Source organism: Hahella sp. CCB-MM4 (assembly GCF_002260525.1).
Lineage (GTDB): Bacteria > Pseudomonadota > Gammaproteobacteria > Pseudomonadales > Oleiphilaceae > Hahella.
Genome location: NZ_MRYI01000012.1, coordinates 1 through 26,456 on the forward strand (window position 1 = coordinate 1; position 26,456 = coordinate 26,456).

At 50.1% G+C, this 26,456-nt stretch carries 25 protein-coding genes, 1 other RNA gene and 1 pseudogene; 19 read left to right on the top strand and 8 right to left on the bottom strand.

What is annotated here, in order from left to right; translation table 11 throughout:
- From BTA51_RS18655 to BTA51_RS18675, 5 genes and pseudogenes are all read left to right on the top strand, one after another.
- Positions 1 to 122: pseudogene (locus BTA51_RS18655) on the top strand (IS3 family transposase); the annotation flags it as partial.
- Positions 123 to 128: 6 nt separating this feature from the next.
- On the top strand, positions 129 to 839 hold the full coding sequence (locus BTA51_RS18660) for a hypothetical protein (protein WP_094710024.1): 711 nt from the start codon (positions 129 to 131) through the stop codon (positions 837 to 839).
- 322 nt (positions 840 to 1,161) lie between these two features.
- Positions 1,162 to 1,422 carry a hypothetical protein gene (locus BTA51_RS18665; protein ID WP_094710026.1) on the top strand — a complete coding sequence of 87 codons (261 nt, stop codon included), beginning with the start codon at positions 1,162 to 1,164 and terminating at the stop codon, positions 1,420 to 1,422.
- Between the two features lie 167 nt (positions 1,423 to 1,589).
- A complete protein-coding gene (locus tag BTA51_RS18670) occupies positions 1,590 to 1,787 on the top strand; it encodes a hypothetical protein (protein WP_094710028.1) in 198 nt (65 codons plus the stop codon).
- A 4-nt stretch (positions 1,788 to 1,791) separates the two neighbouring features.
- Entirely contained in the window at positions 1,792 to 2,070 is a 279-nt protein-coding gene (locus BTA51_RS18675) for a hypothetical protein (RefSeq protein ID WP_094710030.1), read from the top strand.
- A gap of 131 nt (positions 2,071 to 2,201) precedes the next feature.
- Here BTA51_RS18675 and BTA51_RS18680 read toward each other — a convergent pair whose 3' ends face one another.
- The 5 genes from BTA51_RS18680 to smpB all read right to left on the bottom strand — a co-directional run bounded on the left by BTA51_RS18680 (position 2,202) and on the right by smpB (position 6,380).
- The gene (locus BTA51_RS18680) at positions 2,202 to 2,993 is read right to left on the bottom strand and encodes a hypothetical protein (protein WP_094710032.1); all 792 of its coding nucleotides are present in this window, start codon (positions 2,991 to 2,993) and stop codon (positions 2,202 to 2,204) included.
- Entirely contained in the window at positions 2,993 to 4,402 is a 1,410-nt protein-coding gene (locus tag BTA51_RS18685; protein WP_094710034.1) for a hypothetical protein, read from the bottom strand. The genes BTA51_RS18680 and BTA51_RS18685 overlap by 1 nt, the downstream gene beginning before the upstream one ends.
- Before the next feature lie 53 nt (positions 4,403 to 4,455).
- Complete coding sequence (locus tag BTA51_RS18690) at positions 4,456 to 4,944, bottom strand: type VI secretion system tube protein Hcp (protein WP_094710036.1); 489 nt, start codon at positions 4,942 to 4,944, stop codon at positions 4,456 to 4,458.
- 481 nt (positions 4,945 to 5,425) lie between these two features.
- Positions 5,426 to 5,779, bottom strand: a transfer-messenger RNA (tmRNA) gene (ssrA, locus tag BTA51_RS18695).
- Positions 5,780 to 5,900: 121 nt separating this feature from the next.
- Complete coding sequence (smpB, locus tag BTA51_RS18700) at positions 5,901 to 6,380, bottom strand: SsrA-binding protein SmpB (RefSeq protein ID WP_094710038.1); 480 nt, start codon at positions 6,378 to 6,380, stop codon at positions 5,901 to 5,903.
- A gap of 178 nt (positions 6,381 to 6,558) precedes the next feature.
- On the opposite strand from smpB, the gene BTA51_RS18705 reads away from it, so the two are divergent.
- The 3 genes from BTA51_RS18705 to BTA51_RS18715 all read left to right on the top strand — a co-directional run bounded on the left by BTA51_RS18705 (position 6,559) and on the right by BTA51_RS18715 (position 9,230).
- Positions 6,559 to 8,448 carry a sodium-dependent transporter gene (locus BTA51_RS18705; protein ID WP_246841093.1) on the top strand — a complete coding sequence of 630 codons (1,890 nt, stop codon included), beginning with the start codon at positions 6,559 to 6,561 and terminating at the stop codon, positions 8,446 to 8,448.
- Positions 8,435 to 8,866, top strand: a complete 432-nt coding sequence (locus BTA51_RS18710; protein ID WP_094710040.1) for a type II toxin-antitoxin system RatA family toxin — start codon at positions 8,435 to 8,437, stop codon at positions 8,864 to 8,866. The genes BTA51_RS18705 and BTA51_RS18710 overlap by 14 nt, the downstream gene beginning before the upstream one ends.
- Positions 8,867 to 8,936: 70 nt before the next feature.
- Positions 8,937 to 9,230: an RnfH family protein gene (locus tag BTA51_RS18715; RefSeq protein WP_210404873.1), complete on the top strand. Its 294-nt coding sequence runs from the start codon at positions 8,937 to 8,939 to the stop codon at positions 9,228 to 9,230.
- A gap of 29 nt (positions 9,231 to 9,259) precedes the next feature.
- Here BTA51_RS18715 and BTA51_RS18720 read toward each other — a convergent pair whose 3' ends face one another.
- Complete coding sequence (locus tag BTA51_RS18720; protein ID WP_094710042.1) at positions 9,260 to 9,640, bottom strand: outer membrane protein assembly factor BamE; 381 nt, start codon at positions 9,638 to 9,640, stop codon at positions 9,260 to 9,262.
- Between the two features lie 72 nt (positions 9,641 to 9,712).
- On the opposite strand from BTA51_RS18720, the gene fur reads away from it, so the two are divergent.
- Positions 9,713 to 10,123 carry a ferric iron uptake transcriptional regulator gene (gene fur, locus BTA51_RS18725; protein WP_094710044.1) on the top strand — a complete coding sequence of 137 codons (411 nt, stop codon included), beginning with the start codon at positions 9,713 to 9,715 and terminating at the stop codon, positions 10,121 to 10,123.
- Between the two features lie 107 nt (positions 10,124 to 10,230).
- On the opposite strand, the gene recN is transcribed toward fur, so the two are convergent.
- Positions 10,231 to 11,895, bottom strand: a complete 1,665-nt coding sequence (recN, locus tag BTA51_RS18730; RefSeq protein ID WP_094710046.1) for a DNA repair protein RecN — start codon at positions 11,893 to 11,895, stop codon at positions 10,231 to 10,233.
- Positions 11,896 to 12,171: 276 nt separating this feature from the next.
- On the opposite strand from recN, the gene grpE reads away from it, so the two are divergent.
- The 7 genes from grpE (at position 12,172) to greA (ending at position 22,228) form a co-directional block, all read left to right on the top strand.
- Complete coding sequence (gene grpE / locus BTA51_RS18735) at positions 12,172 to 12,732, top strand: nucleotide exchange factor GrpE (protein ID WP_094710048.1); 561 nt, start codon at positions 12,172 to 12,174, stop codon at positions 12,730 to 12,732.
- Between the two features lie 131 nt (positions 12,733 to 12,863).
- A complete protein-coding gene (dnaK, locus tag BTA51_RS18740) occupies positions 12,864 to 14,792 on the top strand; it encodes a molecular chaperone DnaK (protein WP_094710049.1) in 1,929 nt (642 codons plus the stop codon).
- Between the two features lie 152 nt (positions 14,793 to 14,944).
- Complete coding sequence (dnaJ, locus tag BTA51_RS18745; RefSeq protein WP_094710050.1) at positions 14,945 to 16,075, top strand: molecular chaperone DnaJ; 1,131 nt, start codon at positions 14,945 to 14,947, stop codon at positions 16,073 to 16,075.
- Between the two features lie 123 nt (positions 16,076 to 16,198).
- Positions 16,199 to 17,002 carry a 4-hydroxy-tetrahydrodipicolinate reductase gene (dapB, locus tag BTA51_RS18750; RefSeq protein WP_094710051.1) on the top strand — a complete coding sequence of 268 codons (804 nt, stop codon included), beginning with the start codon at positions 16,199 to 16,201 and terminating at the stop codon, positions 17,000 to 17,002.
- Positions 17,003 to 17,205: 203 nt separating this feature from the next.
- Entirely contained in the window at positions 17,206 to 18,354 is a 1,149-nt protein-coding gene (carA, locus tag BTA51_RS18755; protein WP_094710052.1) for a glutamine-hydrolyzing carbamoyl-phosphate synthase small subunit, read from the top strand.
- Positions 18,355 to 18,494: 140 nt separating this feature from the next.
- Positions 18,495 to 21,710 (top strand): carbamoyl-phosphate synthase large subunit, encoded by a 3,216-nt coding sequence (gene carB / locus BTA51_RS18760; protein ID WP_094710054.1) that lies wholly within the window; start codon positions 18,495 to 18,497, stop codon positions 21,708 to 21,710.
- Between the two features lie 41 nt (positions 21,711 to 21,751).
- A complete protein-coding gene (gene greA / locus BTA51_RS18765; protein WP_094710056.1) occupies positions 21,752 to 22,228 on the top strand; it encodes a transcription elongation factor GreA in 477 nt (158 codons plus the stop codon).
- Between the two features lie 95 nt (positions 22,229 to 22,323).
- Here the strand turns inward: greA and yhbY are convergent, their stop codons facing one another.
- On the bottom strand, positions 22,324 to 22,659 hold the full coding sequence (yhbY, locus tag BTA51_RS18770; RefSeq protein WP_094710058.1) for a ribosome assembly RNA-binding protein YhbY: 336 nt from the start codon (positions 22,657 to 22,659) through the stop codon (positions 22,324 to 22,326).
- A gap of 138 nt (positions 22,660 to 22,797) precedes the next feature.
- On the opposite strand from yhbY, the gene rlmE reads away from it, so the two are divergent.
- The 3 genes from rlmE to folP all read left to right on the top strand — a co-directional run bounded on the left by rlmE (position 22,798) and on the right by folP (position 26,445).
- The gene (gene rlmE, locus BTA51_RS18775; protein WP_094710060.1) at positions 22,798 to 23,421 is read left to right on the top strand and encodes a 23S rRNA (uridine(2552)-2'-O)-methyltransferase RlmE; all 624 of its coding nucleotides are present in this window, start codon (positions 22,798 to 22,800) and stop codon (positions 23,419 to 23,421) included.
- Positions 23,422 to 23,570: 149 nt separating this feature from the next.
- On the top strand, positions 23,571 to 25,514 hold the full coding sequence (gene ftsH, locus BTA51_RS18780) for an ATP-dependent zinc metalloprotease FtsH (RefSeq protein ID WP_371333202.1): 1,944 nt from the start codon (positions 23,571 to 23,573) through the stop codon (positions 25,512 to 25,514).
- A 94-nt stretch (positions 25,515 to 25,608) separates the two neighbouring features.
- On the top strand, positions 25,609 to 26,445 hold the full coding sequence (gene folP, locus BTA51_RS18785) for a dihydropteroate synthase (protein ID WP_094710064.1): 837 nt from the start codon (positions 25,609 to 25,611) through the stop codon (positions 26,443 to 26,445).
- The last annotated feature ends 11 nt before the right edge of the window (positions 26,446 to 26,456 follow it).

Below are 26,456 nucleotides of genomic sequence, written 5' to 3' on the forward strand. Positions count from 1 at the left end.
AAGCGCGAGCAGATATTTTTGATTACATCGAGCGGTTCCATAATCCTAGGATGCGGCGTAGAGTTGCCCTTCAGGATCGGAAGTTATCAGCCGTTTTAAAACCGTCCGTGGAAACGGGGTAGAACCCAGTGAGCCTTGCTATCGACAAGTTAAAATCAACTGTAGCTGATTCGAAGGCACATCTTTTAGATGAGCCGATATACGATGACCATCTAGATACGTTTTATTTTTGCGAGACTATAAAAGCCCCTGAGTATATGGATATACCTATCGAGTCAATTGTCGCGTTGAATAGGACCGTGGCGTTTGATGGCGCAACTTGGCGTGAAAACCTTATGGAGATCGAGGGAAAGTCAAAAAACGGGGAGCCATGGACGGATGATATTTTCAGATACTTTGAGTGTGAGATAAGGGATCAAGAATTTGGGCAACCAGGGAGCACACGCAACTTAAGAGTTGTAATACGGGGAGGTGCGGTCGAGATCGAAAATGGAGTTCATAGAGCCATCGCCGCTGTATGTTGGCTAGCGGCTAAAGAAAAGCCTTTTCTTAAATCTGTAAGAGTGTCTTATCAGTCAAAATTGCGAAGTGATTATGCCGCAATATTTAGAGAAGCCTACGCTAATGGTTCTGTTGTAAATGTACCGAAGACACCTTGTGATTATTTACCCTGTATTGCAATAGAACGTGATAACAGCTTTAGCATTTATACGAACACCGATAATGGTATTTCTATATCTTTCACAAAAAACCGTTCAGATGTTAGTAGCGTGGAATGGAAGACGGTGCCACCTCGAATGTTGAAAAATCTGCTCGATATGCGCTTCGATGTAATTTAAAAAAATGCAGGGATCTGGGCGTGGGACTTGGTACAAGGGTCGCGCTCTATCTTACTTTGGAGGCCGAAAATATTTGTAGATATGGTCTAAATCGGCCTGAGGAGCGAGGGTAGATCAAGTCCCACAAGTCCCTTCTTTGTAATCTACCATGTCGACGCGATAGCCCCCATAATGCTTGGAGGCATCCAAAGCACTTTGAATTGGCTATATGGTATCGTGATATATTTCTTTGCGGATTATCGCTTGGAAGGCCTACCTGGCTTAATCGACTGTCTGGATTTTCCCACGATGAGAAAGGCGATTATTGCTACAGGAAGCTGTCATGAGTGAAAAACGTCCAAAGCCAGGTACAAAAGAGTTCGAGGAGTGGGTGCGCAAAGAGACTCAGGCTGTCGTTGACGATTTGTTTAAAAATGGTCCTGTTGACTTCGATGAGAGTGGGGTTATTTTCGGTAGTGAGAAATCATTAAACTCCACGGATGCTGAAGCTTTCCCAGAAGAAATAGAAGAATATCGTCCTGAGGAGCGAAAGCTTCGCCTAGTATCTCGTCGAGGAAACGGGGTAGACCCCGAGGAGGAATAGATTAAGAGTCCAAGCCCCTTCTTTGTAATCCACCATGTCGACGCGATAGCCCCCATAGCCCGACTGGAATAACCGCAGGGTGTTAACGATACGGTAAAAGCCTTCTACGAAAAATATGGTTATAGGTATGTATCCAAGGGTGACTACCTGACTAGGGATATATTGTGATGAGTGGCAACATTAAACGGTTGGCGGAAGCCAAGCAGAAAAAAGGCTGGACGCAGGAAGAAATTGAAGAGTTTGCCAAGCGCAGAAGCCGCGAACTCAAGAAAGTTTCTGAAAGTGTCGGCGAACCTGATTACCTTGCTTCAGGGACGCAGAAGGCTATAGATAATATTTGTCAGGATGACGGAAAAGACGACTAAACCAATGAGCGAAATAAATTTGCCCGTTAAATGGCAAGAAAGTTTGGAATTGCCCTATGAAGGGCTGTATTTCGTTGCAGTTCGTTATTCTAGTGGCTTCGGAACCTATGATTTTGCCGTCTGGAATGGTGAAGAATGGGAACTTGAGCTTCCCGGTGAAGTCGTGGGGTGGGTGGATATAAGTGAGGTGCTATCTCTGATAAAGGCTGACTGGCCTCAGGGAGACAAGCATGTTAGTGAAGAGTTTATGAAATTGTATGAGGCTCGGAAGCGGGATAAGTAGTTTCATCATTGTTTGCTGGTGAGCTGTCGAATCAAAGGTGCTAGATATAGACAGGCAACCGCCTGAACTTGAAGGGCAGAGGGACATTGGATTGCACCTTCCGTCCCTCTTTTTGTTCATGCTGTGGTGGGTCACCCGGCCTGATTAACTTCGGCCATCACTTCGTCATAACGCTGTTGAGCGTCGGGGGCTAACTTGACGTGAACGTGAGACATGAACTCTTGGACAAACTTTTCAACCGCACCGTCTAGATCGTGGTCAGGCTCGTAGTATTCACGGTTCAGGGCGCTGGGGTTGAAATGGAAATTAACCTCGTGGTCGTCCGAGATGGGACTATTCCATATTCGCTCTTTTGGTCCATCTGGTCTGTCTGCAACGTAGCTGAACCATCTAGTGCCATTGATATCTATTTGTCTAATATCATCAAGAGAGCGCGGATATCGCCAGAAATGTAGCTCTGGTATGACGGGTGTATCTTTATACTCCCTGTTTTCCCATTTGGTCTTGTTGGCTCCACCCCAGCAAATATCAGAATACTCCAGTAGCCAATTTGCCATATCTGAAGGTCTGAGTAGAGAGTCGATTTTACGATAATGGGGATGGCGTCTGGTCAGGTGGATATCTAGTATCACGTAGCCAATCGCTTTTTCTGCGAAAGGCCTGTCCCAAAACTTCCAGCCCGTGTACAACAGGTGAGCGGACATGCCAATGTTTTCAACTCTCGCCCAAGGCTCATAGATATCATCTTGATAAATATTCAGAGCCGGGGGTAATGTCGTAGAATCATCTCCTACCAATTCATGAGGCGGGCATCGAAACGCTAGCTCCGTTCCCGACAGATCAAACGCCATCACGGGAGCTTTAGCAACATCCGGGCCTATCGGGTTCATCTTGGATGCTTTAAGACGGCGTAAAAGCTGCATTAAAATTGCCTCCTCCAGACACTCCCCAGCTCTCGAACCAGTGCAACGAAAGACTTAACGACGCCGCCGTGTTGCATCCTGGCACGAGCGTTAAATTCTGTGGGGCTCATGGTCGGGCTAAAGTGTGGGTTCAAGGACATGCTGGTTGTGTTCATTGCTAACAGGTTCCGATAGGTTTCTGCATTGAAGACCAGAGAAGTGCAAGCTCTCCGCAATCCTTCTGCACCACCAAGGCCAACCGCAATGGCCACACCTGGCTCCATTCCGGCAGCAATCGCCAGTCCGATAGCACCAAGACCGCTACCAGCTTGATACACCGGCTTTATCAGACTGTTCAACGCTTTGGCATCTGTCCAAGCTTGACCTTTCAGCATCTCGGCAGTCAACGCATGGTCCCCGCCTTTTGCCGCTAATCGCTGTCCCATTTGGTATTGCTGCCAGGCTCTGACCGTGACACTGCGCCAGTCATCCTTATGGAACTTCATGACGTCTTTGGCTAACGACATTTGGCGGTTTTCCACTTCGGTAAACAATTCATTCATCACTGGGGAAGGTGCTGCGAAAAACAGCGTGTGTTTATCCAGACTAAACCGAGGCGGCAACTTCTTCAAGGCGTTCAGTAACAAGGTTGCCCCATCGCCGTGGATGGTCCAGTGAACCTCCTTTTGTTGAAGCTGGGCGTTGTACAGTCCTTTTGCCAGTATGGCTGCGGTATGATCACCAGAGACCGCTTTCTGTTCCGGGGTGCGCCACTCCGAACCACGTTGATATAACGGTGGAGGGTTGTAGGTCAGGGTGTAGCCTTCGCTTTGAAGGTGTGCGGAGTCATCTTTGTAAGCGGCCGCAATCATGCCAGGCATGGTCTTTTGGGCGGCATGTCTAATGTCTTCGGCTAGCCCATTAATAGCAGCATTAAGAGTGGTTATTGTGTTTACAGGATCTTCATCTAGTCTCCAACCTCTACCCTCTGGTTTTATTTGATAGAATCCCGGTTTGTGTCCGCTGGCGTGTTCCGCCACGTCCATATCTGTGATGTACACTCCCGGATTTAAACCTTTCAGGTTGTTGTCTTGTAGGACGATATAGGTAATCCGCAAGTTCTCTACCAACACGAAATGCTCAAAAGCGTTCTGAGCATTGCTGTACGCTTGAAACCCTAATGCCGAGGAAGGAAGCTGGGACAATCCCCGCATCACCCGTTGAGCCGTTTGAGGGCCTTGTAGGTTCACAAGACTGGCGAACCACTCCGCCAGGACGGCAGGAATGTATATCCGGTGGCCGATACCGCTTTCGGGGCCGTCGGAATATAGAACAAAGCCTGAAGAGGCTAAGCCGACCATACGTTTGAAGCCGTGGTTATTAAGGCTGGTCTGACTGACGGGGGCTTTGATATTGGCAGGTGCATTCATCGTGCTGACGATCTCCTTTCTATTAACCTAACCGCTGATGGTCCTTCGAGATATTAAAGTTTCTTGCCTGCTTCCAGGTCGTAGCCGACACGCTCAGGAGAAGCGCCCTTGTTGGCTCTATCGGCGGCGGTGTAGCTCATGGTGACTTTAGAGTAACTCAGAGAAAGCATTTCGGAAGGGGCAGACTCTGCACCAGCGCTCACTTTGTAATCACTGATAATGACGTCTTCCAGTTCATAGCTGACATACTTCTCGATCTTATCGGCGTGGGTGCGGACCACATCGATAACGACCTTTACGCCAGCGTCACCCGTCAGAGACTCTTTGAACAAACCGGAAGATGCAGTATCCATCAGTTTACTGATCGACACGGCGGTCAGGCTTGGGCGGGTGGCTTCCCGGTTGGACATATGGCCTGCTTCCATTGTGATATGGCGGCTGACACCAAAGCTGAAGCTATCAAGGCGAATCCAGTCCTTGTAACCTTCTGCGGTCACATTGCCTTTAACGGTGAGATGATTGAAATTGAGATAAATAGCCACTAACGGACTCCTTGTGGTCATGGCATTGATGGGGAAAGGTAAGATGATCGGCAGCCTCTCCGACTGCACTGATCGTATTCGGGCTATTATGGTAACAAATGGTCACCACTTGTATATCGGCTTTAAGGTCTACCAAACTAAACTTTTGTTTAGTGGAGGCTAAGTACGAATAGAGAGTTCAGATACTCATGGTTGCAGCTTCCAATGTTGTATTGAGGGAGGGGATAAAGAATAGGGCTGGTTATAGTGATCGAGAGATTTAGTCATTGTCTGCTTGGCGGGAATGTACTTGGTGCTAACTCAGACTTGATATTGCCTGCTGGCGGGAATTGCTCGGCTCGTCCTGAGCCTCGGCCTTCGGCCCGTCCATTCGGACGTCCAAAAATGTTCCATACATTTTTGTGAACCGGCATATAAGAACAATACCCTCTGTCGTTCGACCAATAAAAAACCCCAGCGCTTTCACGCTGGGGTTTTGTATTGGTGGAGACGGCGGGAATTGAACCCGCGTCCGCCAGTCCGCTGCCATTGGCTCTACATGCTTAGGACCCTCTATTTAATTAACCTGATACGACCCGGAGGGCAGGGTGTAACAGGCGATCTCCTGAGTTTTCGCGAGTGCCGCTGGAGCAGCGGCGCTAGCTAGCTTGTTCTGGATGACACTCATAAAAACCGCGATACAAGCATCTTGGCATGAGTGCTAGCAGCATTAAGCTGCTAGAGCGTAGTTTTCGTCGTTTGCGACTATTTTTTACAGTAATTGGAGTACGAGTGTTACTGTCCACTCGACATGCACCTCAGGGTTTGTAACCGGCGTCGAAACCAAGTCGTCCCCAGAAAGTGTTTCTACAACTTATCAGTAGATGTTGCAGATATGGTGGCGATCATACCTGAATTCAAGTGTGGTTCGCCACTTTAGATTGTTAATTAACAGATATCCGTTAGTTAACAGAGGGTTATTGCTTAACGTGGTCACGGATGACGCGCTGTTTCTGACGGTTCCAGTCGCGCTCTTTTTCCGTCTCGCGCTTGTCGTGTTCTTTCTTACCGACCACCAGGGCGATCTCGCATTTCACCTTGTTCCCTTTCCAGTAGAGTGCCAGGGGAACGCAGGTGTGACCGGTCTGGTTAACTTTGCCGATCAGCTTGTCCAACTCTCTTTTGTTGAGCAGCAGCTTACGGGTTCGGGTAGGGTCGGCAACCACGTGGGTGGATGCTTCTTTCAGGGGAGTGATATGGGCTCCCAACAGCCAAGCCTCGCCATCCTTTAGCAAAATATAGGAATCCACGAGCTGGCACTTGCCGGCGCGAAGGCTTTTGACCTCCCATCCGGTCAGGACCATGCCTGCTTCAAACTTCTCTTCAATGTGATAGTCGAAGCGGGCCTTCTTGTTCAGGGCAATAGTGCCCGGAGATTGTTTTTTGGCTTTGCTCATAATTCCGGCTGACAATTTAAAACGGCGTATTGTAATGAAACTCGGCGGGATTGGCTAACAATTGCCAATGCACTGACTTCCGGGCAGTTTATCCGTTACAATTCAGCGTTTGGATCGGCCGCAAATAAAAACCTAAAAAGGCAGGCTGTGTAGTTAATCTGAAGAGCGTTGTGATCTATTGGCCCAGCACGATATCCGCATCGTCAATGATGCGCGCAGGTGGAATCGCCAGAAAACTTTTCTGATGTCCGGCATTGGGGTAGTGGTCGGATTTTCGAATTTCTGGACGTTTCCATCGCTTATGACCCAATACGGCGGGATGACCTTTCTGCTGTCTTACCTGGTGGCGCTGGGGCTGTTTGCTGTTCCATTTATGGCTCTGCAGGTGGGAATCGGCAAGCATATTCGCAAAACGCCGGTGCTGGCTCTGCAGCAACTGGGCGATAAGGCGGATGGCTATTCCATCTGGAGACTGTCCGGGCTTCTGTTGGTGTTGGCAGCAACGTTGACGGTAGTGATCTACTCGGTCGTCGCTGGTATGGGGTTGGCCTATGCGTTCAAATCGGCGATAGGTGATTTTCAGGGCGCAGATGTGGGCAAGGTGGTCAGTACCTTTACCAATCTGCAGCAGGATGCTGATCAGATGCTGCAATGGCTGACAGTATTCGTTCTGGTCGTCTGGATGATCTCTATCCGTGGAATGTATCGGGGGCTGGCCGTTGCGGTGCAGTATTTTATCCCTTTAATGGCGGTGATCCTTCTATTTCTGGCGCTGTTTAGTGCCAGGCTGCCGACGATGGAGTCCGCAGCTCAAGTCCTGTTTGCTCACGAAATGACAAGTATCAGCTGGCAAGGAGTATTGGCTGCTTTCAAGCAGGCCTTTTTCTCCCTGGCTCTGGGGACTGGTGTTTTCATATTGCTTGGGGCTTATATGCCCTCCCATGGTCATATCACCCGCGTAGTGTTGACCATCGGGCTGGTTGATACGGCTGTTGGTGTGTTGGCCGGGCTCATTGTGGTTCCCTGGCTGCTGATGCTTGAACTGCCTCTGGATCAGGGGTTTTCATTGCTATTCCAGTCGATACCTCTGGCTTTGGGGAATATGTCATTCGGGCAGTTTTTCGGTGCCATGCTGTTTGTTCTGCTGACGCTTGCTGCCTGGAGTTCTGCCATCTTCCTGATTGAGCCCCTGATTGCATGGCTGCAGGAGCGCTTGAAATGGAAGCGGACAATAGCCACGACACTGGTGCATATTGTGGTGTGGCTGGTCGGTGCTGGGCTGGTGATATCGCTGACAGATCCCCAAAAGCTTGGTTGGGCGGGAATGCCTCTGTTCAGTCTGGTGCAGTTCATGGTGTCCACATTGATTATCCCGCTAGCCGGTGGGCTGTTGTTGGTGCTTTGTGTTTACGTTCTTCCGGCGGGGAAGTTGGCAGAGTCATTGGACATGATGGTGAAAACCGGTGAGAAGCCCCGGCCAAAGATGATGTTTCGAATTGGCCATTTTCTCCTCCGGTATATATGTGTACCGGTAGTGGTGATTATTCAGGTCTCAATGTTGTCTGATTTGTGGGCATACAGTTGTCAGTTTAATAAAGAGCCCGGTTTGTTGTTATGTCCCGGAGATGAGCCGGCTGTGGTTGAGTCAGAAGCCGTCGAATCCGGGATGTCTGAGGAAAAGGTCGAAACCAATACGGCGGATGTGGAAAATAAAGAGGCTAGCCCTCTCGAGGACGAAGAGGGTGAGTTAGCAGTAGACCCGGCAGACCCAGGAGAGCTGGAAGTTCAGGTAGAGTTGAAAAGCGAGACTGAAGAGCAGCCCGCGGAGACCGGTGGTGTGGGTGCAGGAGCAATAGCAGCTGGGGAAGCCCGCCCGGGAGGTGGGGGCCGCAAAAGACTTGAAAGTATCGATGAAAGCCCGGCAGGCAATGTTGCTGATATGTTGCCGGGCAAAGAAACAATAGAAATGACCGGCGAAACGAAAGCCGAATCCGCGCCCGTTAAGCCGGAAGCTAAAGTAAAGCCGGAAACTAAAGAAAAGCAGGAGACAGAGGTTGCCCCAGATTAGTCGAAGCGCATTGGTCGCTTACTCGGCAGAGCGTATGTATGACCTGGTGAATGATGTACAGGCATATCCTGAGTTTTTGCCATGGTGTGGCCGGACCTGGGTGCTGGAGAGTCACGGTAGTGAGATGGTGGCGAGAATAGAAGTGCGTAAAGGCGGAGTGGTGCAGGCTTTTACGACCAGGAATAGTCTGGTCCGCCCTGAAAAGATCCATCTCTCCCTGGTTGAGGGGCCATTTAAGAGTCTGGAAGGTATATGGCGTTTTGCTGAGTTGGATGACAATGCCTGCAAAGTGATTCTGGAACTCAACTTCGAGCTGTCAAAGGCGATCGCGGGAATTGCCTTGGGGCCAATTTTTTCCCAGGCCACAGGTACCATGGTGGATGCCTTTTGCCGTCGAGCCAAGGATATATACGGGTGAACAAGGATATATACGGGTAATAAGGCGATATGCAGGTGAAGTTAGAGCGTTCTGAGGAGATTCTGACGTCATGAGTGAGTTGAAAATTAAAGTCGAAGTGGCTTATGCCCTTCCGGAAAAACAGAAAATCCTGCAACTGGATGTGGTGCCTGGGACGACTGTGTCAGAAGCGGTGAAGTTGTCTGGAATTACTAATGTGTTTCCGGAAATTGACCTGGAGAACAGCAAGCTTGGGATATTTGGTAAGGCGGTGACAAATCCTGAGGTCCAGGAAATAAGAGAAGGGGATCGGGTTGAAATCTATCGCCCGCTTAAGATTGATCCTAAGCAGGCGAGACTGAATCGGGCCAAGAAAAAAGCATAACCGGAGAAGTAAGCGGTTATTGCTGAGCCTTAAATTGACTGATCCTTGCGACGATGGGTGTAAGCCTTCGCCGGGTTAGCCAGGTCGGCTGCGAGAATTTCGCGTTTATCGATGCCTTGCAGAATATCATTCTGGTAGTGGAGGGTGATGTTCTGGTGATGAATCTCTCCACCTTCCAGCTGGATGGTGTAAATATAAGTTTCGTAAGACGGGTCGAACGTGCTCTCAAGGACTGGAGCGCCCATGATAAAATGCACCTGCTTGCGATTCAGGCCGACGGTCAGCTGATCAATCGTTTCCTGTTCAATGATGTTGCCTTGCTGAACATCGATCTTATACACCCCAGGAAATGAACAGCCAGTGGACAGCACTAAGGCAAAGGCAAGCAATAATAATTTTAGGTTTTGCATCTTGAGGTTTTTTCCTCTATCTTGGCTCGGCAGCGAATGATAACTGATTGCATTGCGAACTGATACACGTCTATGACTAACGAAAATTTAGAATTGAAAAAAGCCGGGCTGAAAGTCACTTTGCCCCGCGTAAAAATCCTGAGCATTCTTGAATCGGCGGAAAACCGTCACATGAGCGCCGAGGATGTATACAAGTCACTTCTGGAATCCGGAGATGATGTTGGCTTGGCGACCGTGTATCGGGTGCTGACGCAATTTGAATCTGCCGGCTTGGTGCTAAGGCACAACTTTGAAGGTGGCCATGCCGTATTTGAACTGAACAATGATGATCATCACGATCATATGGTTTGTACGGAGACCGGTGAAGTTATTGAGTTTTGTGATCCTGTGATCGAAAAAAGGCAGAAAGAGATTGCCGCAGAGCGTGGTTACGAAATTGTCGACCATAGTCTGATTCTCTACGTAAAGCCTAAGAAGTCCTGATTATCAGGACTTCTTGTCCTCCTTTCCTTTATTTCTCTCTTAATTTCCCTTCGTATTTATTCAATTATATTGTGCTGACCATTCTCAGAATGGTGGCCTGATCCGCTCTATTGTAGCTGGCTGGTATTCAGCATCTCGTGGGCGTGAGCCAGACTGTGCTCAGTAATATTGACGCCGCCCAGCATGCGGGCAATTTCGTGTACTCTGTCTTCGCCACTGAGTTTGTGGATGGATGACTGGGTTGCACCTTCCCGGACACTCTTGGTGACAAATAAGTGGTGGTTGGCCTGAGAGGCGACTTGGGCTAAGTGTGTGACGCAGAGAATCTGTGCGTTTTGGCCCAGTTCGCGTAGCATACGTCCGACGATTTCTGCCGTCGCGCCACCAATGCCGACATCCACTTCATCAAAGACCATGGTAGGAGTCTGGGACGAAGCCGCAGTGACTACCTGAATAGCAAGGCTGATTCTCGACAGCTCACCTCCTGAGGCTATTTTGCGCAAAGGCTTAGGCGGCTGGCCGGCGTTCATGCTGATCAGCATCTCCGCTTCTTCAGCGCCTTGGGGGCCTGGCTCCTGGAGAGGCGTGAGTTCAATGACAAACTCGGGTGTCATGCCCAGATTGGCAAGCTGTTTGACGACAGAGTCCTGAAGGCGTTTGGCAGTTTTACCTCGCTGTTTGCTTAGCTTCTCGGCAGTTTCGAGGTAGCTTTCGTGCAGCTTTTGAACCTGTGCTGATAGAGCTTCGGCATTGTTGTCATCGGAGGTGAGTTCGGTCAATTCTGAGGCAAGCTCCTGGTGTCGTTCCGGAAGCTGCTCAGTCGTAATGCGATGTTTTCTGGCCAGATCGTAAATGCTGGAAAGGCGGACCTCTACCTCCTGCAGTCTCTCTGGATCCAGTTCAATATCGTCCTGTAAGTGGCGAAGCTCCGTGTGGGCTTCTTCCAGTTGGATCAGCGCATCGTTCACCATGGTTTGCGCGCTGTTCAGTCGGGTGTTGTTGAGGCCGAGATCCTGCAGGATGTGCACGGCGTGCCGTAATTGATCCAGGCAGCCACCTTCCTGCTCCAAAACGCCGTCGCTGACCTGATGAACACTGGCTAGTATGCTTTCAGCGTTGGCCAGTTGGTTCTGTTCTTGTTCGAGCTGATCCAGTTCGCCTTCCTGAAGCGCCAGTGAATCCAGTTCTTCAACCTGATAGGTGAGGAGTTGAATGCGGGCTTCATTTTCTTCGTTCAGGTTCAGCAGTGCATTGAGCTTGTCGGATTTTTGCTTCCATTCTTTGTACTTGCCTGAAACCTCCTTTACCAGTCCGCTGAGATTACCGAACTCATCAACGAGCCGCTGTTGGGTTTCTCTTTTGAGAAGGGAGTGGTGTTCGTGTTGACTATGAATTTCCATTAGTCGTTCGCCGAGATCTTTCAGATCCTGCATCGGAACGGCCTGGCCGTTGATGTATCCCCTTGAGCGGCCCTCGGCAGTGACAGTACGACGGATAATGCATTCGTTTTCCTGGTCCAGCTCCCTTTCTTTTAACCATTTTTGGGCGTCAGGCAGGTTGGCCAGGTCAAATACAGCCGTTACGTCTGCGCGGTCGCTACCATGTCTGACAACATCTGAAGAGCTGCGATCACCCAGTGTCAAGCCAAGAGCGTCGAGCACAATCGATTTTCCTGCACCTGTTTCACCGCTCATGGCGGTCATTCCAGGTCCGAATTCGAGTTCAAGGTGGGCGGCGATAGCAAGATTACGAATAGAGAGATGGGTCAGCATAGGAAGTCTCTTGGTAATCGGAGGTCTCTTGTTAAGCAGAGGTTACTTGTATAAGTAGAGTTCTGTAAAAGTGCTGTCTATGTATACAGTAAAATATGAGTCTCAGCAAGACTGAAGTTTGCAATATGCGCTTTGGGTTGATGTTCATTCGTCCGGCAAATTGATTTGGAGCATCAATAATGTGGCGGGATGTTAAAAAAACGGTTGAAACCGGCTTAAGCGACCCCATATAGAGGCCAACTTAATTATTTCGGCAGGTTTGTGGGAGTTTCACGAATGTCAGAAGAAACCAAAAATCAAACAGAAGAATCCCAGATCGAGGAAACAGAAGCGCAAGCTGGTGCTGCTGGCGCAGGCTCTGCAGGAGATGCTGAAAGCCGCATCGCCGCGCTGGAAGCGGAGTTGGCAGAGGCCAAAGACCAGATGCTGCGGGTAAGTGCGGAAATGCAGAATGTCCGCCGTAGAGCGGAAAACGATGTGGAGAAAGCCCGCAAGTTTGCTTTGGAGCGCTTTGTGAAAGAGCTGCTTCCGGTTGTCGACAGTCTGGAGAAAGCCATTGAGGCCTGTTCTGCTGAAGGTGATGCGCCTGAGCAGGTCGTGTTGCTCAGAGATGGCGTGGAAATGACGCTGTCCATGCTGATGGGCGGACTGAAAAAGTTTGATGTTGAGCCTGTTGATCCGCAAGGACAGCCGTTTAATCCGGAATTTCATGAGGCCATGTCCATGGTGCCTCAGCCGGATGCGGAGCCGAATTCCGTTATTGCGGTGCTGCAAAAGGGTTATACCCTCAGCGGGCGTCTGGTACGTCCGGCCATGGTTATGGTAGCCAAAGGGTAAGAATTGAGTTGCAAGGTCCGGTGATTGCGTCACTGGAGAGTAAAAATTAAGCGGTGTTGGGTTGAAAAATCAGGAACGACTCCAATATTAGCTGGTAATTAATTTCAAGTTTGAGTCGGGAGCTTTTCATTATGGGTAAAATTATCGGAATCGACTTGGGTACCACTAACTCCTGTGTTGCCATTCTTGAAGGTGACAAGGCGCGTGTTATCGAGAATTCAGAGGGTGGTCGAACCACGCCTTCCATCGTGGCCTACACTGACGATGGCGAAATACTGGTAGGTCAGTCAGCCAAGCGTCAGGCGGTTACCAACCCCACAAACACTCTGTTTGCTATCAAGCGTCTGATCGGTCGTCGTTTTGAAGATGACGTTGTTCAGAAAGATATCAAAATGGTGCCTTACACTATCGCCAAGGCGGACAATGGTGATGCATGGGTTGAAGTGAAGGGCGACAAAATTGCACCTCCACAGGTTTCGGCGGAAATTCTGAAGAAAATGAAGAAGACTGCTGAAGACTTTCTGGGTGAGAAAGTCACTGAGGCGGTTATTACGGTTCCTGCGTACTTTAATGATTCCCAGCGTCAGGCGACGAAAGATGCTGGTCGTATTGCAGGTCTTGAAGTTAAGCGGATCATCAACGAGCCGACAGCGGCTGCTTTGGCCTATGGTCTGGACAAGCGTGGCGGTGACCGCAAGATCGCTGTATATGACCTGGGTGGCGGTACTTTCGATATTTCTATCATCGAAATTGCGGATGTTGACGGCGAGATGCAATTTGAAGTGCTGGCAACTAACGGTGACACCTTCCTGGGTGGTGAGGACTTTGACCTTCGCTTGATTGAATATCTGGCAGGTGAGTTCAAGAAAGATTCCGGTATCGATCTGCACGGTGATCCTCTGGCAATGCAGCGTCTGAAGGAAGCGGCAGAGAAAGCCAAGATTGAGCTGTCCAGCAGCCAGCAGACTGATGTGAACCTGCCATACATCACGGCAGATGCATCCGGTCCTAAGCATTTGAATGTCAAAGTAACTCGCGCCAAGCTCGAAAGCTTGGTGGAAGAACTGGTTGAGCGTAGCCTTGAGCCATGCCGTTGTGCTTTGAAAGATGCAGACGTCAGTTCTTCAGAAGTTGACGAGATCATCCTGGTGGGTGGTCAGACTCGTATGCCTTTGGTTCAGTCTCGCGTTGCAGAGTTCTTTGGTAAAGAGCCCCGTAAGGATGTGAACCCTGATGAAGCGGTTGCCATTGGTGCGGCAATTCAAGGTGCGGTTCTGTCTGGCGATGTAAAAGATGTTCTGCTGCTTGACGTAACTCCTTTGTCGCTGAGCATTGAGACAATGGGTGGTGTTGCGACTCCGATTATCGAGAAGAATACAACTATCCCAACCAAGAAGTCTCAGGTGTTCTCAACGGCTGAAGATAACCAGTCTGCGGTTACCATTCACGTAGTTCAGGGTGAACGTAAGCGTGCGCTGGATAACAAATCACTGGGTCGTTTCGATCTGGCAGGTCTTCCTTCTGCGCCGCGTGGCGTGCCTCAAATCGAAGTAACTTTCGATATCGATGCCAACGGTATCTTGAATGTATCTGCAAAAGACAAGGCGACTGGTAAAGAGCAGTCCATCATTATTAAGGCGTCTTCCGGTCTGAGCGATGAAGAGATCGAAAAAATGGTCGCAGATGCGGAAGCGCATGCAGCGGACGACAAGAAGTTTGAAGAGTTGGCATCTGTTCGTAACCAGGCTGACGCTCTGGTTCACGCCACTCAGAAAACTCTGAAGGATGCTGGCGATAAGGCTACAGACGAAGAGAAGGCCTCCATTGAAGCTGCTCTGAAAGAGTTGGAAGAAGTTGCCAAGGGTGACGACAAAGAAGCGATCGAAACTGCTATGCAGAAGCTGAGCGAAGCATCTTCATCGCTGGCCCAGAAAATGTACGCGGAAGCTGCTCAAGCTGATGCTGGCGCTCAGGCTCAGCAGGATGAGGCTGGCAGCGGTCAATCTTCTGACGATGCTGTAGATGCAGAGTTTGAAGAGGTTAAGGACGACAAGAAGTAAACCTCCTGTTACCGCTGCGTCACGCGATGATGTCGCGGCTGATGCGGCGGAATTGGTCGAGAGGTTGAAGCAGTGCGGAATTGCGCCGCGCTGCTTTCTCGTATTTGGGGTATAATCGCAATCTTTTTTGCAGTGGGCGCATCTAACTGACTATGGCTAAACGAGATTACTATGAAGTACTGGGTGTCGAACGGGGTGTCGACGCCAAGGAAGTCAAAAAAGCATACCGCCGTCTGGCTATGAAATATCACCCGGATCGTAATCCGGACGATGCATCGGCCGAAGAAATGTTTAAGGAAGCGACCGAAGCATACGATATTTTGTCTGATGACCAGAAGCGTGCTGCGTATGATCAGTTTGGGCATGCTGGTGTGGATCCTAATGCGGCCGGCGCCGGCGGTTTTGGTGGCGGAGCCAGTTTCAGTGATATCTTCGGTGATGTTTTCGGGGATATCTTTGGCGGAGGCGGTGGTGGCGGCCGGACGCGGGCTAATCGCGGTGCCGATCTGCGCTATACGTTGGAGCTTGATCTTGAAGAGGCGGTTCGTGGTACTACGGTAAAGATTCGTGTGCCGTCCCAGGTTGAGTGTAAGACCTGTAGTGGCTCCGGCGCTGAGAAGGGCTCTGAGCCGGAGACCTGTGGCACCTGTCATGGTCAGGGACAGGTTCGGATGCAGCAGGGATTCTTCTCCATTCAGCAGACCTGTCCGCGTTGTCGCGGGGCGGGCAAAATTATTCGCAATCCTTGTAAGTCCTGCCATGGCTCCGGTTATGTAGAAGAGCAAAAAACGCTTTCCGTTAAGGTGCCTGCCGGTGTGGATACGGGAGATCGTATTCGTCTTACTGGAGAGGGTGAGCCGGGATCGCATGGTGGTCCTGCGGGTGATTTATATGTTCAGGTGTCTGTACGTGAGCATAAAATCTTTACTCGTGATGGTCGTAATCTATATTGCGAAGTTCCTATTTCCTTTGTGGACGCGGCTTTGGGTGGCGAGCTTGAAGTGCCAACCCTGGATGGTCGTGTTAAGTTGAAAATTCCTGAGGAAACTCAAACCGGCCGTTTGTTCCGGTTGCGCGGTAAAGGAGTGGCTCCTGTTCGTGGCGGCTCTGCCGGAGATCTTTTGTGCCGGGTGGTTGTCGAAACGCCGGTAAATCTCACGAAAAAGCAAAAAGATCTGCTGCGCGAATTTCAGTCTACGATGGAGGCGTCCGGTGGGCAGGCTCCCAAAAAAGAGAGTTGGTTTGAAGGGGTTAAAAGCTTCTTCGATGATATGAAGTTCTAGGTTGTGAACTTAAAGCCGGCGATTGCCGGCTTTTTTGCACTGCGCCAGACTGAGTTGGTTTTCGATTGGTTGGGTTGGTTTCCGGATGATGGTGTCCGGCATAGCAGATAGAAAGGGTTATTGATGACACGCGTAGCAATTGTGGGTGCTTCTGGTCGGATGGGCAAAGTTCTGGTTGAAGCAGTGGTGGAGAATGATTCTACTCATCTTGGTGCGGCCAGTGTTCGTCCGGGTAGTTCTCTGGTAGGGGCTGATGCGGGTGAGCTGGCAGGTATTGGTCGGCAGGGAGTGCTGTGTACGGATGATCTGGGTGGTGTGTTGGATCAATTTGATGTCATCATCGATTTCACCGGGCCGGAAACTACGATGGCGTTGCTTGAATTCTGCGCTGAGCACCAAAAAGCGTTGGTAATCGGAACGACCGGTTTAAGTGAGGATCAGAAGCGGGCGATTGAAGAAGCAGGTAAAAAGGTTTCTCTGGTATTTGCTCCCAACATGAGTGTAGGAATCAATCTGCTGCTTAATATATTGTCGCTGACAGCGAAAACCCTGGGTGATGATTATGATGTGGAAATCATTGAGGCTCATCATCGTTTCAAGAAAGATGCACCTTCAGGCACCGCGCTGCGATTAGGTGAAGTGGTGGCCGATGCGCTAGGGCGGGATTTGAAAGAATGTGCCGTCTATGGGCGTGAGGGGATTACCGGGGAACGGGACTCGAAGACCATTGGTTTTGAGACCATTCGTGCCGGAGATGTTGTGGGGGATCATACGGTCCTGTTTGCGACCCAGGGGGAGCGGATTGAGATAACTCACAAGGCCAGCAGTCGCATGACTTTTGCCAAGGGTGCGGTGAAGGCGGCAGCATGGTTGCAGGGGCGTGGTCCAGGCTGTTATGACATGCAGGACGTGCTCGGATTGAAGTAAATTGTCATGATTATGACAAAAGGTTAAATTCTGGGCGTGACAGAAAACGTCCAGTCTTATACAATACCGCCGTTTGTGCGCGCGTTGCCCATAATCAATTATTGGATAAAGTTTCTGGAAAGCGGGATGGAGTTTACTCCCTCTCGCTTTTTTACAACTTGAATCCGCCATCTTTCAAGATTTGACACGTTTTCTGGCGAGCTATGGAATCATACACACCTGCGATACTGGCACTTGAAGACGGAAGCGTATTTCATGGTATTTCTATTGGAGCCACCGGGCAAAGCATCGGTGAGGTTGTGTTTAACACCTCCATGACGGGATACCAGGAAATCCTTACCGACCCCTCCTACGCAAAACAAATCGTAACATTGACCTATCCTCACATCGGAAATACCGGTGTGAATACTGAAGATGTTGAGTCCGATCAGATATGGGCTGCCGGATTGGTAATTCGTGATCTGGCGATGGAGATGAGCAGCTGGAGAGCTGAAAAGTCCTTGTCTGAATACCTGAAGGAAAGCGGCATTGTCGGTATCGCCGATATTGATACCCGCCGTCTGACCCGGATTCTAAGGGAAAAAGGTGCCCAGAACGGATGCATTATGGCGGGCGACGATCTTTCAATTGATGCGGCAATTGAAGCAGCCAAAGCCTTTCCCGGTTTGAAGGGGATGGACCTTGCAAAAGAAGTGACCCGCAAAGATACGGTGGAATGGACTGAGTCTACCTGGGTGCTCGGAGAGGGTTATCAAGCGCTGGGCGAGCCTGAGTTTCATGTCGTTGCTTATGACTTTGGGGTCAAGCGCAATATCTTGCGGATGCTGGCTGAGCGTGGCTGTAAGGTTACCGTTGTTCCAGCCCAGACTCCTGCGGCTCAAGTTGCAGCCTACAATCCTGATGGAATCTTTTTGTCCAATGGCCCGGGTGATCCAGAGCCGTGTGACTATGCCATCCAGGCAATCGAGGAGTTACTGAAGTCCGGCGTGCCAACTTTTGGTATCTGCCTTGGACATCAGTTATTGGCGCTTGCCAGTGGTGCCAAGACCGTCAAGATGAAGTTCGGTCACCATGGCGCAAACCATCCTGTTCAGGATCTGGACTCAGGTTGTGTCATGATTACCAGCCAAAACCATGGTTTTGCCGTGGATGAGGCGACACTGCCTGCAAATATCAGAGCGACACACAAATCATTGTTTGACGGTTCTCTGCAGGGCATTAGCCGCACTGATGTGCCGGCATTCAGTTTTCAGGGACACCCTGAAGCAAGTCCGGGGCCCCATGATGTTGCCCCGTTGTTCGATCAGTTTATAACTATGATGAGAGACGCCCAGCTTCGCACTGCGAATTAACCGGCGGTACTTCCAGACAAGCGCTCCGGTTTTTGTGCATGCCTGCGCAGAAACTAAGGAGCGCTGCCACGCCGCAGCCGAGAGGGTGCGGTTTTTCGCACATGCTTGGTCAGATATTCGAATAGAGAAGAACGTTACAGATGCCTAAACGTACAGATATTAAAAGTATCCTCATCATTGGTGCCGGTCCCATTGTTATCGGGCAGGCGTGTGAATTCGACTATTCCGGCGCACAGGCATGTAAAGCCCTGCGCGAGGAAGGTTACAAAGTCATTTTGGTTAACTCCAATCCCGCCACCATTATGACGGATCCAGCCATGGCGGATGCCACCTATATTGAGCCAATCAGCTGGCAGGCGGTGGCCAAGATCATTGAGAAAGAGCGTCCTGATGCGCTGTTGCCTACCATGGGAGGGCAGACGGCGTTGAACTGTGCGTTGGATCTGGCTCGTGAAGGTGTGCTGGACAAGTTTGGCGTGGAAATGATCGGTGCGACTCAGGATGCCATCGATAAGGCGGAGGACCGGGAACGTTTTGACCGGGCCATGAAAGCTATCGGTCTCGAAACGCCCAGAGCTGCGATTGCTCACAGCATGGAAGAGGCGATGCAGGTGCTGGATCAGATCGGTTTCCCCTGCATCATCCGTCCCTCATTTACCATGGGTGGTTCCGGTGGTGGTATCGCCTATAACAAAGAAGAGTTCATCGAGATTTGTGAGCGGGGGCTGGAGCTGTCGCCGACCAGTGAGCTGCTGATTGATGAATCGCTGATTGGATGGAAAGAATATGAGATGGAGGTTGTGCGTGACAAAAACGACAACTGTATCATCGTCTGTTCCATCGAAAATTTTGATCCTATGGGAGTGCATACAGGTGATTCGATCACTGTCGCTCCTGCGCAAACCCTGACTGACAAAGAGTATCAGTTGATGCGGAATGCGTCGGTGGCGGTACTTCGTGAAATAGGTGTCGAAACGGGTGGTTCCAACGTGCAGTTTGGTATGGACCCGGAGACCGGCCGGATGGTGGTTATCGAGATGAATCCTCGGGTATCCCGTTCTTCGGCTTTGGCATCAAAGGCGACTGGATTTCCCATTGCCAAGGTCGCAGCGAAGCTGGCCATCGGCTATACCCTGGATGAGTTGCAGAACGATATTACGGGCGGTGCAACGCCGGCATCCTTCGAACCTAGCATCGACTATGTTGTAACCAAGATTCCACGATTCACGTTTGAGAAGTTTCCACAAGCCAACCCTACGCTGACCACGCAGATGAAATCTGTTGGTGAGGTGATGGCGATTGGTCGCAATTTTCAGGAGTCTATGCAGAAAGCATTGCGAGGCCTGGAAGTTGGATCCTGTGGTTTTGATCCGAAGCTGGATTTGACTGCGGAAGATGCGGATGAGTCCGTGGTTCGCGGATTGAAGCAGCCCACTGCTGATCGTATCTGGTATATCGGTGATGCATTCCGTGCGGGGATGACTGTTGCGGAAATATTTGAGCACTGTATGGTCGATCCCTGGTATCTGGTTCAGATTGAGGATCTGATCAAAGAGGAAGAGGCGTTAACCAAACTGGCATTGTCGGATCTTACTGCTGAGCGCATGCGTCGCCTGAAACGCAAAGGGTTCTCCGATGAGCGTCTGGCTCAGTTGCTTGGAATCAATGAAAAAGCGCTGCGGAAGCAACGACATGATTTTGGTGTGCGTCCCGTATATAAGCGTGTGGATACCTGTGCAGCTGAGTTTGCTTCTTCTACGGCTTATATGTACTCCAGCTATGATGAAGAGTGCGAGGCGCAGCCTAGTGATCGTGAAAAAATTATTGTAATCGGCGGTGGTCCTAACCGAATTGGTCAGGGAATCGAGTTCGACTACTGTTGTGTGCATGCAGCGCTGGCGCTGCGTGATGATGGTTATGAAACCATTATGATCAACTGTAATCCGGAGACGGTTTCTACAGATTATGACACTTCGGATCGTCTGTATTTTGAGCCGATTACACTGGAAGATGTGTTGGCGATCGTAGATGTCGAAAAACCCAAAGGGGTTATCGTTCATTATGGCGGTCAGACTCCTCTTAAATTGGCGCGCGGTCTGGAAGATGCCGGGGTTCCCATTATTGGTACCACGCCTGACGCGATTGACCGCGCCGAAGACCGTGAGCGCTTCCAGCAGATGATTACCCGTCTTGGGCTGCTGCAGCCACCCAATGCAACCGCACGGAGTCTGGAGCAGGCGCTGTCCCATGCCAAGGAGATCGGCTACCCGTTAGTGGTACGTCCTTCCTATGTATTGGGCGGACGGGCAATGGAAATTGTTTACGATGAGGTCGAACTCAAGCGCTATATGCGTGAGGCCGTAATGGTTTCCAATGATAGTCCTGTGTTGCTGGATCACTTCCTGAATGCGGCTGTTGAGGTGGATATTGATGCCGTGTCTGACGGCAAAACCGTCGTGATCGGTGCCATCATGCAGCATATTGAGCAGGCTGGGGTGCATTCCGGTGACTCGGCCTGTTCCTTGCCGCCTTATAGTCTGGCTGCTGACGTGCAGGATCAGATGCGCGAAATGGTTATCAAAATGGCGCTTGAACTTCAGGTGGTAGGTTTGATGAACGTTCAGTTGGCGTATCAGGATGGCCATATCTATGTTATCGAGGTTAATCCTCGGGCTTCCCGGACGGTGCCGTTTGTGTCTAAGGCAATTGGTATGTCCCTGGCCAAGGTGGCGGCGCTGGCGATGGCTGGTAAATCACTGGAAGAGCAAGGGTTTACTCATGAGATTGTACCTAAGTTCTACAATGTGAAAGAATCGATCTTCCCGTTCAACAAGTTCCAGGGTGTTGACCCGATTCTTGGGCCGGAAATGAAGTCTACCGGTGAAGTGATGGGGATCGCGCGTACTTTTGATGAAGCGTTTGCCAAAGCGGCTGCTGCCGGTGGGGATCTTATGCCGGTCAAAGGGACTGCATTTATCAGTGTACGTGATGCGGATAAACCTGGTGCGGTGAGTGTTGCACGCAGTCTGGTTGAAAGCGGTTTCCGCATTATGGCGACTGGTGGAACGGCCCAGGTGTTACAGGATGCCGGGATCGAAGTGAAGCAAATCAATAAGGTGCGTGAAGGTCGTCCGCATATTGTCGATGCCATTAAGAATGAAGAAGTGGATCTGATTATCAACACCACTGAAGGCAGAAAGGCGATTGCGGACTCTGCAGAAATTCGTAAATCAGCTTTGCGACACAAGGTGACCTATACTACAACCCTGACCGGTGGCGAGGCGTTCTGTCGTGCTATCAGGGTTGGGCAGGATCATGAAGTTAACAGGCTGCAGGATATTCACGCGGCGAACTAAGTTTTGTTTTCTGTTCGCCTAAGGAAAGTGATAAAGGTTTTATGAATAAAGTACCTATGACTAAAGCAGGGGAGAAAGCCCTGCGTGAAGAGTTAAGCCGTTTAAAAACCGTAGATCGTCCTAAAGTGATCGAAGCGATTGCTGATGCGCGTGAGCACGGGGACTTGAAAGAGAATGCTGAATACCATGCTGCTCGAGAGCAGCAAAGCTTCATTGAGGGGCGGATTCAGGAGATTGAAGGCAAGTTGTCGATGTGTCAGGTGATTGACGTGTCGTCTATCCCTAATACCGGTAAGGTTATTTTTGGTGTGACGGTGGATATCATTAATCTCGATACTGATGAGGTGAGCACCTACACTATCGTTGGTGACGATGAGGCTGATATCAAGCAGAACAAAATCTCAATCTCTTCGCCAATTGCTCGTGCATTGGTTGGAAAAGAGGTTGGTGATGTGGTTGTCGTCAAAATTCCAAGCGGGTTGGTCGAATACGAAATCGAAGAAGTTCGTCACGCCTGAGAATAGTTTCGTCAATGTAAGAGCCGGATTGCTGTAATCCGGCTCTTTTTATTTTGGGGGCAGGTGGGCTGTCCGGTGTGCAGGCATCGAACAGACTATCTTCTACCGGTCTGACTTTTACCGGCCTGCGCGCGAAGAATGTTGGACAGTTTGGGGTTGGGCTTCGGATTGCGACGTAACAATATAGCCGTTTTTCCGATTAGCTGGACCAGCTCGCAACGAACCATTTTGCAGAGTTCTTCAACCAATTCTGCCCGCTCATCACGTTCGCCGGCGGCGATCTTGACCTTGATAAGCTCGTGGTCCGTCAGCGCTCTCTCCAGTTCGCCAATTACGCCTTCAGTAACGCCGTTTCCGGCTATAATGACGACAGGTTTTAAGTGGTGGGCAATCGCTTTGTATTGCTTGCGCTGCTCGATAGATAAAGCCATAGGGAATAAACACTCCGGTAAATAATGGCGACATTTTAGCTGAAGCCTGCTGTGAATCCGAGCCTTTTGCCGCTATTGAGGTGGCTTTTTGTCGCAAAGATGCTCAGCAAGGTTAATTTTAATTTTTGAGGTGATATCGTGGCGCGTTCTAAATCCAGTAATCGCTGGCTGCAGGAGCATCATAGTGATGTTTATGTGAAAAAATCCAAGGAGGATGGTTATAGGTCCCGTGCCAGCTATAAGCTTCTGGAGTTGGACAGGCTCGATAAGCTGTTGAAACCTGGTATGACGGTGATCGATCTGGGGGCTGCACCTGGGGGGTGGTCGCAGATTGTGGCGGAAAAGGTTGGTGATAAAGGTGTGGTTATCGCCTGCGATCTTCTGCCGATGGATAATATTGCCGGTGTAGAGTTTGTTCAGGGAGACTTTACAGAAGATGAAGTCCTCGAAAATATTTTGCAATTAGTGAATGAGCGTCCGGTCGACCTTGTAATTTCAGATATGGCCCCCAATATGAGTGGGATGAAGGCTGTAGACATCCCTAAGGCTATGTATTTGGTGGAATTGGCACTGGATCTGGCGGATAGGGTGTTGAAAAAGAATGGCGTGTTTGTCGCCAAGGTTTTTCATGGTGTTGGTTTTGATGAGTTGTTAAAGGACGCGCGTCAAAAGTTTTCCACTGTGGTGATTCGAAAGCCTGATGCCTCAAGATCCCGGTCAAGAGAAACTTATCTGGTGGCAAAGGGGTTTAAGGGCGGTTAATGAGCTAAAATTAATGATGCTCTTAGCTAAATTCTATGCGGGGCAATATGGCGTATGGCCAGGACATATAGTAAGGTTCTGGTTGATATCGGGTATAGTCCCGCCAAATGTGCGAGATACACTTTTAGAAGTTAAAAGAGGGTTGGCCCTTGAACGATATGGCTAAAAATTTATTACTCTGGCTGATCATAGCGGCTGTTCTGCTGACAGTTTTTAACAATTTTAATGTTCCGTCGTCAGCGCAGAAGCTTAATTACTCCGAGTTCCTGCAAATGGTTGATAACGGCCAGGTGCGGAAAGTGGCTATTGATGGGCTGACGATAGATGGTGAGCGACAGGATGGTTCCCGCTTTACCACAATACGACCCCCGGTCACGGATATCGATCTGATTGGTGATCTGCTCAAGAATGATGTGGTTGTCGAGGGGCGTGAGCCGGAAAAACAAAGTATCTGGACACAATTGCTGGTCGCATCTTTCCCGATTCTGGTGATTATCGCGGTATTCATGTTCTTTATGCGGCAAATGCAGGGCGGTGCCGGTGGCAAGGGGCCGATGTCATTTGGCAAGAGTAAAGCTCGTCTGATGGGAGAGGACCAGATTAAAACCACCTTTGCTGATGTTGCTGGTGTTGATGAGGCGAAGGAAGAGGTGAAGGAGATTGTTGATTTTCTTCGTGATCCGAGCAAGTTTCAGCGCCTTGGTGGAAAGATTCCTCGTGGTGTGCTGATGGTTGGCTCGCCTGGTACCGGTAAAACACTGCTTGCCAAAGCCATTGCCGGTGAGGCAAAAGTGCCGTTCTTTTCTATTTCCGGTTCTGACTTTGTGGAAATGTTTGTCGGTGTTGGTGCTTCTCGTGTCAGGGATATGTTTGATCAGGCAAAGAAGCAGGCGCCTTGTATCATATTTATTGATGAGATCGATGCTGTGGGCCGTCATCGTGGCGCGGGTTTGGGTGGTGGTCATGATGAGCGTGAGCAGACTTTGAACCAGTTGCTGGTCGAAATGGATGGGTTTGAAGGCAATGAAGGTGTGATTGTTATTGCTGCAACCAACCGTCCGGACGTGTTGGATCCGGCGTTGTTGCGTCCAGGTCGTTTCGATAGGCAGGTGGTTGTAGGGTTGCCGGATATCGTTGGTCGTGAGCAGATTTTGAAAGTGCATCTGCGCAAGGTGCCGGTAGAGGATGATGTCAATCCTGCGGTTATTGCGCGCGGTACTCCTGGATTTTCAGGGGCTGATTTGGCCAACTTGGTGAATGAGGCTGCATTGTTTGCGGCGCGTGCCAATAAGCGCACTGTCAGCATGCAGGAAATGGAGTTGGCCAAAGACAAAATCATGATGGGTGCAGAGCGTAAATCCATGGTGATGTCCGAGAAAGAAAAGCGGAACACTGCCTATCATGAAGCCGGGCATGCAATTGTCGGGCGGCTGGTGCCGGAACACGACCCTGTGTACAAAGTGAGTATTATTCCTCGTGGCAGAGCTTTGGGTGTTACCATGTTTCTGCCTGAAGAAGATCGATACAGTCATAGCCGTCAATCGCTGATCAGTCAGATTTGCAGTTTGTTCGGTGGTCGTATCGCTGAAGAGATCACGTTAGGCTCTGAGGGTGTGACGACCGGTGCTTCGAATGATATTCAGCGGGCAACGGAGCTGGCGCGAAATATGGTCACCAAATGGGGGTTGTCTGAAAAGCTTGGCCCGCTGATGTATGACGACGAAAACCAGGAAGTGTTCCTTGGTCGTAGTGCTGGTCATGCACAAAAAGTCTATTCTCCTGAAACTGCGCAGCGCATAGATGATGAAATCCGTACCATTATTGATGACTGTTATGCGCGTGCTAAGCAAATTCTTGTCGATCATATGGATAAGCTGCATATGATGGCCGATGCTTTGATGAAGTATGAGACCATCGATAGTGAGCAGATCGATGCCATTATGGCTGGAAGAGAACCTAATCCGCCAAAAGGTTGGGGGGATTCGGATCCTCCTGGTGGAGCAAAAGTAACTCCTGACTCGGTGCAGGGGGGAGCTCCGAAGGGGGTAGACCCTAAAGGCGGACCGATAGGTGGTCCTGCGGGAACTGTTTAATAGTCTCCGACTCTTTTGAAAGGCCCGGTTAATCCGGGTCTTTTTGTTTGGGGTGCTACACTGAAATTACTATTCTGGCGGTTATCAAAATTCCATGCGTGTTCAATTTCCTCGTAAAACGATCGATCTTTCTACCCCTTGTGTGATGGGGGTGCTTAACGTAACGCCGGATTCTTTTTCTGATGGTGGCTGCTTTAACCGGCTAGATGCGGCGCTGCGGCAGGTGGAAAAAATGGTTTCCGAGGGAGCTGTTTTTATCGATGTAGGTGGAGAGTCTACGAGGCCGGGTGCCGCTCCGGTGTCTGAATCCGATGAGCTGGATAGGGTTTGTCCGGTAGTGGAGGCTGTTTGTAGAGAGTTTGATGTCGTTGTCTCTTTGGATACCAGTACAGCCTCTGTTATGCGTGAGGGTGTGCGGCTGGGGGCAGGACTGATTAATGATGTGCGTGCCCTGGAGAGACCGGGGGCGGTTGAAGCTGCCATTGAAGCAGGTGTGCCGGTCTGTGTGATGCACATGCGTGGGACGCCTCAGACAATGCAGGATGATCCTCGCTACAAGGACCCTGTTCAAGAGGTGAAGGATTATCTCATGGGGCGGGTAGAGTCACTTGTTCTGCAAGGGGTTGAGAGAGAGCGTATTATCCTTGATCCGGGGTTTGGATTTGGTAAGACGTTGGAGCACAATTTAAGGCTTCTTGATCAGATTGAAGGATTTGTGGATCTGGGGTTTCCTGTGCTGGCTGGGATTTCGCGTAAAAGCATGCTGGGGATGATTACAGGTAAGGATGTTGATCAAAGGTTGCCTGCAAGCCTCTCTGCGGCGGCGCTGGCTGTGTATAATGGCGCGCATATTATTCGGGCGCATGATGTGGCTGCTACGGTGGACGCGGTAAAAGTGGCGGTAGCCGTTAGGAAGTCGCGAGACCTATAGAATTTATGAGG

Coding starts and splice junctions, on each gene's coding strand:
- carB (WP_094710054.1), top strand. CDS start 18,495: ATGCCTAAACGTACAGATATTAAAAGTATCCTCATCATTGGTGCCGGT.
- folP (WP_094710064.1), top strand. CDS start 25,609: ATGCGTGTTCAATTTCCTCGTAAAACGATCGATCTTTCTACCCCTTGT.
- BTA51_RS18685 (WP_094710034.1), bottom strand. CDS start 4,402: ATGAATGCACCTGCCAATATCAAAGCCCCCGTCAGTCAGACCAGCCTT.
- grpE (WP_094710048.1), top strand. CDS start 12,172: ATGTCAGAAGAAACCAAAAATCAAACAGAAGAATCCCAGATCGAGGAA.
- greA (WP_094710056.1), top strand. CDS start 21,752: ATGAATAAAGTACCTATGACTAAAGCAGGGGAGAAAGCCCTGCGTGAA.
- BTA51_RS18670 (WP_094710028.1), top strand. CDS start 1,590: ATGAGTGGCAACATTAAACGGTTGGCGGAAGCCAAGCAGAAAAAAGGC.
- BTA51_RS18715 (WP_210404873.1), top strand. CDS start 8,937: ATGAGTGAGTTGAAAATTAAAGTCGAAGTGGCTTATGCCCTTCCGGAA.
- BTA51_RS18665 (WP_094710026.1), top strand. CDS start 1,162: ATGAGTGAAAAACGTCCAAAGCCAGGTACAAAAGAGTTCGAGGAGTGG.
- recN (WP_094710046.1), bottom strand. CDS start 11,895: ATGCTGACCCATCTCTCTATTCGTAATCTTGCTATCGCCGCCCACCTT.
- BTA51_RS18675 (WP_094710030.1), top strand. CDS start 1,792: ATGAGCGAAATAAATTTGCCCGTTAAATGGCAAGAAAGTTTGGAATTG.
- dnaJ (WP_094710050.1), top strand. CDS start 14,945: ATGGCTAAACGAGATTACTATGAAGTACTGGGTGTCGAACGGGGTGTC.
- BTA51_RS18720 (WP_094710042.1), bottom strand. CDS start 9,640: ATGCAAAACCTAAAATTATTATTGCTTGCCTTTGCCTTAGTGCTGTCC.
- dnaK (WP_094710049.1), top strand. CDS start 12,864: ATGGGTAAAATTATCGGAATCGACTTGGGTACCACTAACTCCTGTGTT.
- yhbY (WP_094710058.1), bottom strand. CDS start 22,659: ATGGCTTTATCTATCGAGCAGCGCAAGCAATACAAAGCGATTGCCCAC.
- carA (WP_094710052.1), top strand. CDS start 17,206: ATGGAATCATACACACCTGCGATACTGGCACTTGAAGACGGAAGCGTA.
- smpB (WP_094710038.1), bottom strand. CDS start 6,380: ATGAGCAAAGCCAAAAAACAATCTCCGGGCACTATTGCCCTGAACAAG.
- dapB (WP_094710051.1), top strand. CDS start 16,199: ATGACACGCGTAGCAATTGTGGGTGCTTCTGGTCGGATGGGCAAAGTT.
- BTA51_RS18680 (WP_094710032.1), bottom strand. CDS start 2,993: ATGCAGCTTTTACGCCGTCTTAAAGCATCCAAGATGAACCCGATAGGC.
- fur (WP_094710044.1), top strand. CDS start 9,713: ATGACTAACGAAAATTTAGAATTGAAAAAAGCCGGGCTGAAAGTCACT.